Origin of the sequence: Cytobacillus gottheilii, assembly GCF_001636345.1 — a bacterium.
GTDB classification, from domain to species: domain Bacteria; phylum Bacillota; class Bacilli; order Bacillales; family Cytobacillaceae; genus Cytobacillus; species Cytobacillus gottheilii.
The window spans coordinates 4544933-4557872 of the sequence record NZ_KV440945.1; the positions used below are offsets into that span (position 1 = coordinate 4544933).

Sequence of the window (12940 nt, forward strand, 5' to 3'; positions counted from 1 at the left end):
TTTATACCACCTCCTTAATCTGCTTGATAATTCCTGAATCTATTAAAGAGGCATAAGCTGAAAGCCCTTTTTCCTTGCCTTCTTTCACAATTGTTCTCAGGTCACTTTCTGAATTTACCCTTGTTTCTTTTGTACCTTCATTCTCTAAAACTATTTGTACCGAATATTGATACGCACTTTTCACTAATTCTTGTAAATCAGTAAAGATCGTAGCTTTGCATACTTCGTTAATTGCCTCTTTAGCTTTTTCCTTTGACAGTCCAAGTATATTAAGTCGGAATAGAGCTTCTTCTCTAAGTTTTGTATCATCAATTGAATTTTGTTTATTTTTCATCACTTTAATAAAGTCTTTTTTCTCTAAGTCAATCCTCTCTCTTTCTACTGCTTCTTGAAAGGGAAAATAAATATCTTCATATTGTGCGATTTTACTCATATCACCAGATTTTAAAGCTGTAAGCATAGGCTGAACGAGTTTTAAATAATCCCTTGCTACCTGTCTAACTAAGGTTACTGAGAGACATTCACTACCAGAGGAGATGGCCCTTATTTGTGACAAAGAGAAGAGCTTCAAACAAATGTCAATAATCCCCTGCGATTCTTGGTACATGACCTCAACCATCTCATCAGTCAGTTCTACTGGATTTCTAACCCATTGATATTCCCAAATAGATTCCAAGAACAACCTCCAATACGCATCGTTTTCCATTCTATCCATAATTAAATCACCTTGGCCGCTTCCTCTACGAGCTTGTCGAAATTCCCTTTGCAAAACATTCATAGCGGAAGGAGTTCCAATGAGTACGATAGGTATTCCAATCATATTATTTAGTGTGGTAAAGAAGTTAAGCATTAGCTTAGAACCTACTCCTCTTATGCTGAGATGTTGGACTTCATCGATACATAAAATTCCAGCACCGACCGAATTGATGATTTGCGTCATAATTGGCATCAATGTATTTACTGACAGTTTGTTAGATCGACCAAACTTTTCAAAATAGTTTGTTCCTAATAGACCATCAACAGTTATAAAAAACTGGTTCACCAAACCTTTGACCGATGCATCATGGCTACATTCAAGGCGAAGAAAAACTAATTGTGTAAACAAGAAATCTTTCCCCCGATAGCTCGAATGTTTGATAATTTGAGGTAATTGATCGAAAATTTTCGCAATAGCCGTACTTTTACCAGTACCACTTGGCCCAATTATTGTTAGACCTCTTGGAATTGAGTGATTAAACCAACCTTGGTCTACTTGATTCTGTATATTCTCATGTCCCTGAATTAACGATGAAGCATATGTAGGACTAAATGGATTTCTTCCTATATAACCCTGCCTTAGAAGCCTGGATAACCTGGACTCCAAATCGATGTGAAAGGGAAGAACTTGAAATAAAGAAAAGAGCCTTTGAATAATATGAAATCGATATTGACTATCTAATTGACGTTCACTTTCATCAAAGTGAGGATAATAACACAATTTTTCTACGACTTCCTGCTTTGATAAAATGGGGGGTAGTGCTTCAATCAGGGGATTACCCTCGTATTCTTTTATCACCTGTTCATGGTAAAAAGCATGAATAAACTGATTATTCTTCACGTTTGGCAATCCCCTTCTTCTGCATATTTTTTAGTAACAACAAGTCATCATTAGATACGCCACTCATTGGAATAATATTAGTTCTCATACTCTCCGTTTTTACGTTCTGAGACTCTGCTTGCTCTTGCTGTTTTATTTTTTCTTGTTCAAATTTCCTATGTACCTTTATGTTCTTTATTCGTTTATTATAGCTTTCCTTAACTCCACTCGCCTTTGCTTGTTTTTCAGCATTTTTCACAATATCTTCTATTGCTTCTTTAAGGTCAATTTTGGCTTTCAATTCATTTTGTTTATACCCACTTTTTTGCATCTTCTCGTACTCTTGCAAATAATTAATATCTTCCAGAGATTTGTTTTTATACCGAGATTGATGTTCCAATAGATAACACTCTTCAAATCCATTGTCGTGAACACCTTTTAAATATATTCGGCTGAGGTTTCTCGAATCGTATTTAACTGAAACCTTCCAACTCTTTTTATAACGGGCTTGAACAAACCATTGTTCTTTTAACGCCAAATCTGAACCATAGAATATATTACGAAACTTTATACCAGATTCAGTTACCGTTGCCGTTCCTTCAGGAAGCATGTGCAACATCATTTTTTCTTTTGAGATCTTTCGGAGTCTTCCAGCTCTATTCTCTATCCCCCACTGCCAAATTTTAATCGGGATTGGTTCAACGCCTGCCCTAATCATTTCTTCATCCATCATGTAATTTTCCAATACATAGTAATTATTAAAGTATAAAATGTAATTGATGATTATTTTCTTGAACTCCGATAAGGTTAATTTTCCGCTTAGGCGATGATCTCTGACACCACGTTTTCCAAAGTCCTTATCAACAGCCCCAGGCAATATGGGCTTAATAACCTCGTTGGTTAAGAGTCCAAATTGCCTTTCGATTAGCGATTTTAGATCGCCTCTCCACGAACCAGAGTTTTCCATTTTTATATTCAATTTCTCCGTAAGTACATTAGATGCATTTGAAAGAAGCTCAGCTCTGTCTGCCACAATACAATTAGGTAAATAAGCAGTAGGCCACTGTGATTCATCAATCTGTATATTAAATTGCGAACAATACTCTGTCTTATCCTCAACCATATTCATTAAAGCCAGCCTTGCTTGCTCAAAATTTGGCCCTTCCAATGCAACATGGAAACCAACAATCATTTGCGAAAATACACATTTGGACAAATATAAAATTGGCCTTCCAATCACCCAATTTCTACCCCCACCAAATTCACTTACCAAATATACGTCTGCAACAGTAGCATCAATTTGTACCTTATCCAGAGGTGAACGTACCTCACTTGTCGAACTACCCAAAACTGGTCTGTATGTTAAATCGTAGTTACGTTTCCCTGTTCTACGAATAATCTCCTTTGATAAATTTTGTTCCTTTCTAATCCAATAGAGAAATTGATTATAAGTTGGGAGCTTTTCTGGAGATTCTTCCAGCACCTTTCTAAAATGCTCCTTAATCATCTGCTCATAGGCATACCGTACACTAACATTTTTCTTCGTTTCGTAATATTTAATGGCCGCTAATCTGAATATCCTTTTCACTTCTTCATCTATATTGATTCCATCCCCTACAATTCGCTTACCTTTTCTTGGTCTTCCCCTCTTTCTCTCTCCACTTTGTTTTTCTTGTCCCTTGCACCCCTTGTTTCTAAAATCAGGAAGTAATGAATCTGGATACATTCCTCTTTTCCAGTAACGCTTCAAATATTTAACGACTGTTTTGTGATTTATCCCCATTTCATTAGCAATTTTGTTGATAACTTTATTCCTACTCGTTGTATTTAACAGGTTATCCACACCAAATTCTAATAACCGAGAAACAACTGCCCATGCTTTTTCTTGTACTAATTTTGCCTTTTCACTAATATCATTCTCAGACAGTAATAAAGCCCAAGGATCATTACGAATAATCTTTACTGTCCCATCATTTATAGTATCCTCAACCTCTTTAATCTCCTTGGCTATAGGAAACGAATTATCAAATACATTTATGAGAAAACAAGTTTGATAGTTGTCATCAATAAAGATTACTCTATCGATACTCTTAGGATCATTTTCATATTGAATCAACATGTTGATAAAAAGCACCAATACCCTCTCCTTTATCCACAAAAGTTACCTCTGAACAAGGAAGATCTAAATTAATTGGCTTGTTCATGTTTATTTTCACAATTTTTCTTGCTAACAAATGCTTGTATATGAGTTGTCCAGTCCCATCTTCAGTATTAAGATCATTATTAAATTGGATTGCTACATCTTTTACAGGACTATCTTGGTAATTTGCTATTAGCTTTAGCATGTAATCTATGTAGATTACTTGTTCTTCATCTTTAATGCCGTATTCATCCAGATGGTAAGCAGAGTGGATAAATTCAATGTTTTTTGCAGGGACAATCGGAATTTCTTTATTTGTAATGATGCCGTAGTCTATTCCTCTATATTTCCAATACCTATTCATTACCTCAAAACGTTCGATAACTTGGCTATTCTCTAACTGCCGATAATCCTTAACTGATCTTGCATAATAGCTAATATCACCATCCGCATTTTGCAAAGTAATCAGAAAGGTTGTCACTAATACCATTGGTTCTCCTGATTTCTGATTAAACACACGTTTGATTAGTTGTTTATCCAAGGTTGGCAATATTTCATTCATGCCTTCTATCAAGGGATAATGCTCACGAACATCTATAATTTGGAAACCCTCAAATCCTCCATACTCCAATAGATAAAAATAGCGAGTCTCCGAGTCAGTGAGAAAATGATGTACTCGATTCGTCTTCCACCCCTTGATTCGACTAACCCGCCCTTTGCTTGGTACTCGAATAACATCAAGAAAAGGCTTGTAATCTATTCCCTCTCCCTGACCGTATCCCTTTTCAACTAATTTCGCTAATTTCTCAGCAGTTTGTTCATGTTTCAATACAGGCATTTTATACACTCCATTCAAAGTAAATATATAATAGGAAGAAACTCGGCAAAATCATTGCATTTTCTACTTATTAAACATACAAATTATCAACAGCTCTTTGCTTATCTTCTCCACTGCTATTCACATAGAACCGATATAATGTATCCACCGTAGAATGCCCGCTTAAAATTGCAACGGTTTTGGGATCAACTTTTCCTTCCTTTATTAGATTGGAACAAAAGGTATGCCTGGCCATATGTGGTGAAACAATATAGTCAAGTTGAGCCTTCCTACTATACTTTTCTAAGATTTTATTAATTGCTAACCTTGTAAGCGATCCTCTTTGACCTTGAAGTAGTTTGTTAGACAAGCACTCTGGTCTTACCTCTAAATATGCTCGAATTGCGTTTACTACTTGTGCATTCAAATTAATCTTTCGAATCTTATCTCCCTTTCCATTACGAATAAGGATAAAACTATAGTTGTTCTTTCCATTACGATCTGTCATTTGAATATCTTCTAAATCTACTGATACTAACTCGCTACACCTGACACCTGTTGCAAATAGCAAATAGTAAATTAGAATATCTCTCTTATTTCCATCCGCCTCGATTGTACGTTTCAATCTGTAGAGATCTTGTTTTTCTACAACGGTCACTTCATAATCAAGATAAATATTATTCTTCTGTAGAACCTTTTTCAGATTCACCTCCTCTTTACATATTCCTTTCCTGTAAAGAAACTTTTGAAGTTGGACTATACTTTTAATTTTTCTGTTGATGCTCGTCACTTTTAGCTTTTTATGGAGATTTAAAAATTGACGATATTCACGAATGTCAGTCTCAGTAATTACATCTGTTGCATACCCTATCGTTTCATCTAACCAATCCATAAATTGTTCAATGTCCTTTGCATAGGCTTGAATCGTTAATGGACTCTTACCTTCCCTTTTTAACTCGCTTATAAATTCAGATACCATCTTCATCAACTCCTTCTTTTTGGGCAAAAAAATAGGCGTTATCGCATTCAGGCAAAGATTTTACTTTTTTTAAAGTAAATCTTCCCAAAGCGATAACGCCTATTAAATTTCTATTAGTTTCTATAATTCTATTATAGTGATAATCAGCTTTTTCGCAAGTAAGCTGACTGTAAAAATAATCCTTCTACATAATTCTTAGTTATGTTGAAAGTCTTAATTTTCACCAGACGTAAGAATGCGGATTGATACCCTATAGAAGAAAAATAAGCAACCTTTAACTCTATACATAACTTTTTAAGCCAATTTAATAAGATAACTGCAATAAAATATACGTCTGTCAATCAGCTTTACAGATGTTCAGGCGAGTTATCTCTATATAGAACACCAAGTTAAACCAAAAGAATTACTGGAAATAAGATTTTCTATTTACTTACACTACTATTAGTCATAATTTGACTTCTGCTTTCTACCACTAATCCACCCAAAGTAACCATTTAATAACTTCATCACTTCTATTGATAATTCTTTTACTTCCACCCATGACTGCTCGTCTATTTTCTTTCTCACAGTTAAATCCAACATGATCGTCTGCAATTGAATAAGTGTAGATTTCGCTTCGTTTAACTTCTTAAACCTCACTTTCAAATTCACTTGTGCAATTGCGGCCGCAACCTTAGTTGGGATAATTACAACTTTCTTATTAAGAACGCCAATTTCCTGCTCTGTTAGGTCGGCATTGCAACTCTTTGTTGCTTGTTTAATCGCCATTGATAAATCGTTTGATCGATTGTAAACATCAAAAGTACGGAAAGTCTCAACTTTAATCATATTAAGACACCTCGTTATATACTTTTTCATTGTTCTCTTCCATATGATTAATAAGTTCAATAATCAAATCTAACAATGTGTCTCCAAGATTACTGATTTCATAAAATTGTTCAGTTGAAATATAGTTTTGCATAACTGAGATATCGAGGAAGGCTTTGCACTCTGATACGCTACCAAGGGAAGTATTCAAATAGAGGCTCTTTTGGGGATATGATGCATTTTGAGCATTTCCGAGGTTTTCCAGAATGGATTTTGATGCTCTTGTAATCTGGTCAATTTGACCGTATTTCTCAATCGGAGGGTACTGCTGAACTATTTCGAGGATATGATTGTTGAATAAAGTTGCTTTTTTGATAAGCTCTGAAAGTTCAATTGGAAGCATTACTGATTTATTTACTATTTCTGTTTCATCTATGTCATCCTGATCAAGTTTACTTTCAATCCGTTGCATCAGCTTAATAATCATCTTTAAGATTTCTTCTCCTCTTAAATCTGAACTCTTATAAACAGATTCATCGATATAGCCTTGCATCCTTAGTAAGTCAAGACCTGCTCTAATTTCTGCTACTTTGCTGATAGAACTATTGAGGTGATTTAATTCCTTTCTGTGGTAGAAATTTGTATTCCCCTCAGCCAGATTCGCTACCACACTGCAACTGCTTCGCTTTAACAAATCGGCAAGGTATGATTCTTCTGGCGGAAGTCTTTTAGAAATCTCATACATCACTTTACAAAACAATAATGCCTTCCTATAGACCTTTAAATCTCTTACATTTCCAACATACCTTTTTTTGCTTATCTTCATAGGTAATAGCCTTCTTTCTTGTCTTTTTTGAATTGTGTAAGGGTATTGTTTTTTTTAGTTTTGAAAAGAGAACAAAAACGTGAGGATTGTATGCTTAGTAGGTTGCTGTTGTTGAGGGTGTTTGGGGTTCATAAATATCATCATACACTTGTATTTCTCGATATTTATGGAGGTAGTGACTTATAAGGATTTCCTCTGCTTGGCTCGTATCTGGCATTTCCTGCAAACACCAAATTAGTCCATCGCAAGCCAGTGTTTTTAGGTGATACTCAATATCCATGATGTTGTAGCAGGCTCTTTCCCTTGCATTTCGATATTTTATACGTGTTCTTTTAACTAAGATGTTCATGCTCGTTTCCTCCTTCTATTAGCCATTCTATTTAATTATAGAGGCTTTCTCAAATGGTATTAAATTATCAATTCTTTCACATCTGATATAACTATTATATAAAGAAAGGCAATGTTTGTATTCGTAGTTTCGGTTCTATGGTGTTCGAGCCATTTTAAACAAATCTTACTACGTGTTGGAAGCGTCTCATTGAAAAAATAATTGCTGATTTCATCAATTAACTGTTGAGTAAAAAATCAACTTGGTCAAAACATAAACCTATATTACACAACGAAAAAACCAGGTATTTGAGAACCCTTGATCTACTGCGGATTCCATGAGTGATATCATCAGCAAACTCTGCGGCCAAATTGCTTCATTTATTGCAATTCAATAAGTATCCTGTTTTGTTCATTTAAACATTTGTAGATCCAGGAGGTTTTATTGCGGAGACATTAAAACCACATCTAATCAAAGAGTTAATTTTGATATACACCAAATTCGATCAGACTGTTGACAATTGTCAAACCATTTCATTTTACGCAGGATTCTACAGGAGTTACACCAGGCAGTAGGCGAGTCGTCTTCAAGACGACAATATGAATTACTGCAACCGTAATATCCTTGGAATGACTTCCATATACAGGGAATAAAAGACACATATAATCAAAAGCAATGTTGATGGTATTAACTGTAATCAGTAGAGATTCCATTCACTTGTAGCATCGAATGTATCAATTAGGGTATTACTTAAATAGCTTTTACATTATAAGTGAAAATAGATTTACAATTAGTGTATTGAATTCGCAATGTGAATTCGCAGTATAGAAGTCTCGCAGACTTCCCAAGTTGGGTTATGCAAATGAAAAAAGTCTATTAGCGTTTTGCGAATTATCCTAACATCATCACTCTATTGAAATTACTTCAACAATTAGAATAGTAGTGAGTCCTTGTTCCGTAATCAATGAGCGTATTTAACCTTACAGCCTCATGTAATGTACCCCGTTCTAACTATAAAGAACCTTGAACAATCATCAATAGAGATTTCCTAATACATAGCATATTTTCGCATATCATCCTACTACATACGACAAAAAAGATAGGAATTTTTGTTATAAAGTCGCCCTTGTCATCTATAATATAAAAACTAATAAAGGAGGCTTTAACAATGAACAAAATCTTTAATTTTGCCATCGATTGTGGCAAATCAGAATGCAAGTATTTAGGAAAGTATGACGGTTCTATCCAGAAAGGAAAATTTAAAAATAAGATATTGTCCGCTCAGGATTTCGGTGTTGAAATAGCAGGAAATAACTACATGGTATCTTACGAAGACCAATCCTTTCTTGTTGGTGATGCTGTAGGTGATGAACACATTAACTATGACCTATCCAAGCAAAACTATAACCATCGTCTTTCAATTTATCTGGCTATTACCAGATTGCTTGAATTGGCTGAAAAGGCAAAAGAACCAATTGCATTGGCTCAGATCAACCTTGCTATCAATATGCCTCTAAGTATTTATAAGAGCCAGAAAAAGAAAGAAGAGTTTGAAGGGTATATCAAAAAGAATGAATTAATTGCACTAACAGTAAATAATAAACCATTCTCATTTAGAATTAGAAATGTAGTATTAGCCCCCGAAGGTATAGGTGTGGCTTACCATGATATGGATAAATATAGAGAAAAAAATCTGCTTGTGATCGACATTGGTAGTCTAAACTGTAGCTATCTCCAATTTCACCAATTAGTACCCCAATATGACAGAATGGCGGTAAGCACTCTCGGCATTCACATTCTTAGAGGGAAAATTGCTGAAACACTAAGTAGTCATTATGGAACGACCATCCATGATGAAGTAGTCGAACAAATTTTTAAGGACAAATACTTGATCCTGGATGGCATAAAACAGTCAGAAAGTAAGGAGATAATCGAGAAAATCATTGAAAATCACGTAGAAATGATCTTCAACTACGCAAAAAGTAGAAAGATATCCTTCTCTAATACAAGTGTTGTTGTTGTAGGCGGGGGTAGCACCATATTGAAGCAATACCTCTCCCCATACCCGTTCGTTGAATTCATATCCGATGCCGAATTTGCTAATGTGCTGTCTTTCTTTAATGTCTTACAGGCGAAGATGAATGGCAAAGCATAAAATCTCTATTTCCTTCAAACGAAAGTATCATGATGTTTACGTTTTCCTTAACCACTTGAAAGAAAACAATGAGAACGTTAGCGACTATATCTGCAAATTAGTAAAAGAAGATATGAGCAAAGAGCAGACAAAAATAACCTTTTCGCAGTCTGAAATTGAGAAGATGATTCTGGAAGCTCTCCTTAAAACCCATCAGGTAATACCTCTCAATCCCCCTTCACAGACAGAAAAGCAAAAGACGGGCAAGCTATCTGAGGAAGACATTGATCTACTAAACAACTTATTTTAGAGTAAAAAAGAGAGCCAATTGGCTCCCTTACATATCAATGTGCATTTAACTCCGAGTACACTTCCTCAAACATATCCTCCATAATAAAGCTACGGAAATCACTGTTTTCAAGCATCTTCATAAAGAACTGCTCATTTTGTGACATCCTGGAAATCACAAAATCCATGAACGCTTTTTCATATGAGAATTTAAAATTTTCTTTAGTGTTATTGCGAGCTTTTTGAGCTAAATCTTCATTTCTCACAATATCCTCTTTGATTTGGTCACGACTTAATTTATCTGTTTCTGTAAACTCTGTACCAAATTTATCATTTAGACGATCAATAATGGAAGACAATCGTTCCTTCTCTTCTTCAATTGTTCTTCCCTTACCATGTGAAGGTGGCTTTAATTCCACTTCCCCATCCTGACTTAGAGAGATACTTCCCTCAAAAACTTTTTCATTTCGATAAAACTGTAATGCTACATCATCTGCAATATAAACTGTATCCCCACTACCTCTTGGTAGCTTCTTCATTAGATAATTTAAGTAAACAAAGAGTTTATGAAGGTCAACGTCAGCAAAAGGACTGATTTGTAGGATAAACGAATACGTTCGAATAAATTTTGAAGAAGCTCCTTTGAAATCATCTTTTTGTTCTTTCGTTAAGTCCTTCTTAAATCTCTCCACTGCTTTATCAATAACAGCATTCAATTTCTCCTGAGTCTTAACCGTTTTCTTCTTATCACTGAATTCTAACTTACATACTTCCTCTATTTCTTCCTCAGTATATACCTGGCAAGCATCCAACTCTTGTTGTAAGTCGTAGAGCAAGTTCGGATCAGTCGTTGATTCCAAGCCTGTTACTTCATAATAAGGTTGAAACGACTTTCGAATATCCTCAGCATCATTCACAAAATCAAGGACAAAGGTATCGTTCTTCCCCTTGCACGTTCGATTCAGGCGTGACAGAGTTTGTACAGCTTTAATACCAGATAATGGCTTATCAACATACATGGTGTGCAGTAAAGGCTGATCGAATCCCGTCTGATATTTTTCTGCGACAAGTAATACCTGGTATTCATCAGAAGCAAATTTCTCTGGCAACTCTTTTTCACCAAATTGATTCATTTCTGGCTCTGTAAAAGATACCCCTTTGTCCTCAATCGTTCCAGAAAATGCTACGATACACTTTAGATCGTCATACCCTTTAGCTTCTATATATTTGTCAAACGCTTGTTTGTATCGAACAGCATGAAGCCTACTTCCCGTCACGACCATCGCCTTTGCTCGGCCACCAATCTTATGTCTCGCCACTTGTCGATAATGCTCGATGATAATTTCCGTCTTTTGAGCAATGTTATGAGGGTGCAACGATACATACTTAGCGATTTGTTTAGTAGCTTTACCAGACGGTAGCTCTGGATCATCTTCAATATTCTTAGCAACCTCGTAATACGTCTTGTACGTTGTATAGTATTTCAGGACATCTAAAATAAAGCCCTCTTCAATCGCTTGTCGCATGGAGTAAACATGAAAAGCATGAGGTTTTCCATCTGCATCTAATGTACCGAACTTTTCAATCGTTTTAGCTTTTGGTGTTGCTGTAAAGGCAAAGAAGGAGATATTGTCTTGCTTCCCACTTTTCACTATCGTTTCTGCAATCTTTTCCTCGATATCTTCCATATTCTCTTCGGCAATGCGGTCTGCTTCAAGAGCTTCTTCTAATGTCTTATCAGATAGTAGACTTGTCATCGCTGTTGAGGCTTTACCACCTTGGCTTGAATGAGCTTCATCAATGATAATCGCATATTTCCCTCTCGAAAACTCTCCTACCTTTTCTACGATAAAAGGGAACTTTTGTAGAGTTGTAATGATGATTCTTGTACCATTTGTAAGAGCATTGGCAAGTTGGCTTGAATCCTTATCTATCTTCTCAACCATTCCTGCTTTATGCTCTAACTGATAGACCGCATCCTGTAGTTGTTGGTCTAACACCCTTCTATCCGTAATGACAATCACACTATTATATACAGCTTCATCGTTCTCATTATGCAGTTTGGCAAGTCGATGGGATAACCAAGAAATACTGTTGGTTTTCCCACTCCCTGCTGAATGCTGTATTAAATAGTTGACTCCTACGCCTTTATCCTGAACATCTACTTCAACCTTCCGAACAACATCTAACTGATGATAACGTGGGAAAATAACCGTTTCCTTCTTGTCAATGATTTCTCCTGTTGAATCCAATACATCTTCCTGTTTGATAAAGACAAAGCGGAATAAGATATCCAACATACTATTCTTCTGCAAAATATCTTCCCATAGGTAGCACGTTCGGTAGTTATCATAGACAAGAGGATTTCCTTTCCCACCGTTATTCCCTCTGTTAAATGGTAGGAAGTAGGTCTTATCCTTATTGAGTCGAGTGGTCATAAAAACATCATCGGTATCCACCGCAAAGTAAACAATCACTCTTTTCTTAAATTGAAAAAGAAGTTCATTAGGATCTCGGTCATCTTCAAACTGTTTCATAGAATGTTCGACATTTTGACCTGTTAGCTGATTCTTTAACTCCATGACAACAATAGGTAGACCATTTAAAGAAATCATCATATCCAAGCTATTTTGGTTGTTCTTACTGTAATAGACCTGCCTACTAACCGTAAATATGTTCTTCTCATACAGGTCTTGGAGCATTTGATTCATGGTGCTTACAGGCTTGTTGTATGCCAATTTTAAGGTAACACCGTAATCTTTAATGCCATGACGTAAGCAATCTATCATCCCACGCTTGTCCAACTCACGATGAAGACGGTCTACAATTTTAGCCTTGTACTGCACTTTGTAAGCCTTTTGAAGACGTTCCAGAGACTTAGGCTGTGTAGCTTCTAAAAACTGAAAGAACACTTCTATATCAATGGCATGCCTTCTAAACCCCTCTAAGTCTTGCCCTACAATCTTACGCTCGATATAGCCAGAACTTATCAAGGTACTCTCTATATTTTCTTCAAACCCCTTCTCACTATAATCAATCGCCATT

General features: G+C 35.8%; 10 protein-coding genes. 2 read left to right on the forward strand and 8 right to left on the reverse strand.

Translation table 11 applies throughout. The annotated features are described in order from the left end of the window. Position 1: 1 nt before the first annotated feature. The 7 genes from A6754_RS22030 to A6754_RS22060 form a co-directional block, all read right to left on the reverse strand. Entirely contained in the window at positions 2–1597 is a 1596-nt protein-coding gene (locus tag A6754_RS22030) for an ATP-binding protein (protein WP_066451115.1), read from the reverse strand. Next, positions 1587–3710 (reverse strand): TnsB C-terminal domain-containing protein, encoded by a 2124-nt coding sequence (locus tag A6754_RS22035; protein WP_066451119.1) that lies wholly within the window; start codon positions 3708–3710, stop codon positions 1587–1589. Before A6754_RS22035 ends, A6754_RS22030 begins: the two co-directional genes overlap by 11 nt. Further along, positions 3679–4554 (reverse strand): heteromeric transposase endonuclease subunit TnsA, encoded by an 876-nt coding sequence (locus A6754_RS22040; protein WP_066451122.1) that lies wholly within the window; start codon positions 4552–4554, stop codon positions 3679–3681. Before A6754_RS22040 ends, A6754_RS22035 begins: the two co-directional genes overlap by 32 nt. A 70-nt stretch (positions 4555–4624) precedes the next feature. After that, positions 4625–5512, reverse strand: a complete 888-nt coding sequence (locus A6754_RS22045) for a tyrosine-type recombinase/integrase (RefSeq protein WP_180320264.1) — start codon at positions 5510–5512, stop codon at positions 4625–4627. Positions 5513–5953: 441 nt separating this feature from the next. Beyond that, positions 5954–6340 carry a four helix bundle protein gene (locus tag A6754_RS22050; protein WP_066451128.1) on the reverse strand — a complete coding sequence of 129 codons (387 nt, stop codon included), beginning with the start codon at positions 6338–6340 and terminating at the stop codon, positions 5954–5956. A gap of 1 nt (position 6341) precedes the next feature. Next, a complete protein-coding gene (locus tag A6754_RS22055; RefSeq protein WP_066451131.1) occupies positions 6342–7145 on the reverse strand; it encodes a four helix bundle protein in 804 nt (267 codons plus the stop codon). Positions 7146–7239: 94 nt separating this feature from the next. After that, a complete protein-coding gene (locus tag A6754_RS22060) occupies positions 7240–7494 on the reverse strand; it encodes a hypothetical protein (RefSeq protein WP_066451134.1) in 255 nt (84 codons plus the stop codon). Between the two features lie 1147 nt (positions 7495–8641). Here A6754_RS22060 and A6754_RS22065 point away from each other — a divergent pair. Together A6754_RS22065 and A6754_RS22070 are read left to right on the forward strand one after the other, a co-directional pair. Further along, positions 8642–9628: a ParM/StbA family protein gene (locus tag A6754_RS22065; protein WP_066451137.1), complete on the forward strand. Its 987-nt coding sequence runs from the start codon at positions 8642–8644 to the stop codon at positions 9626–9628. Next, entirely contained in the window at positions 9615–9917 is a 303-nt protein-coding gene (locus A6754_RS22070; protein WP_066451139.1) for a hypothetical protein, read from the forward strand. The genes A6754_RS22065 and A6754_RS22070 overlap by 14 nt, the downstream gene beginning before the upstream one ends. 34 nt (positions 9918–9951) lie before the next feature. On the opposite strand, the gene A6754_RS22075 is transcribed toward A6754_RS22070, so the two are convergent. Next, positions 9952–12939, reverse strand: coding sequence for a type I restriction endonuclease subunit R (locus tag A6754_RS22075; RefSeq protein WP_066451142.1), 2988 nt, complete (start codon positions 12937–12939; stop codon positions 9952–9954). Position 12940 lies beyond the last annotated feature (1 nt).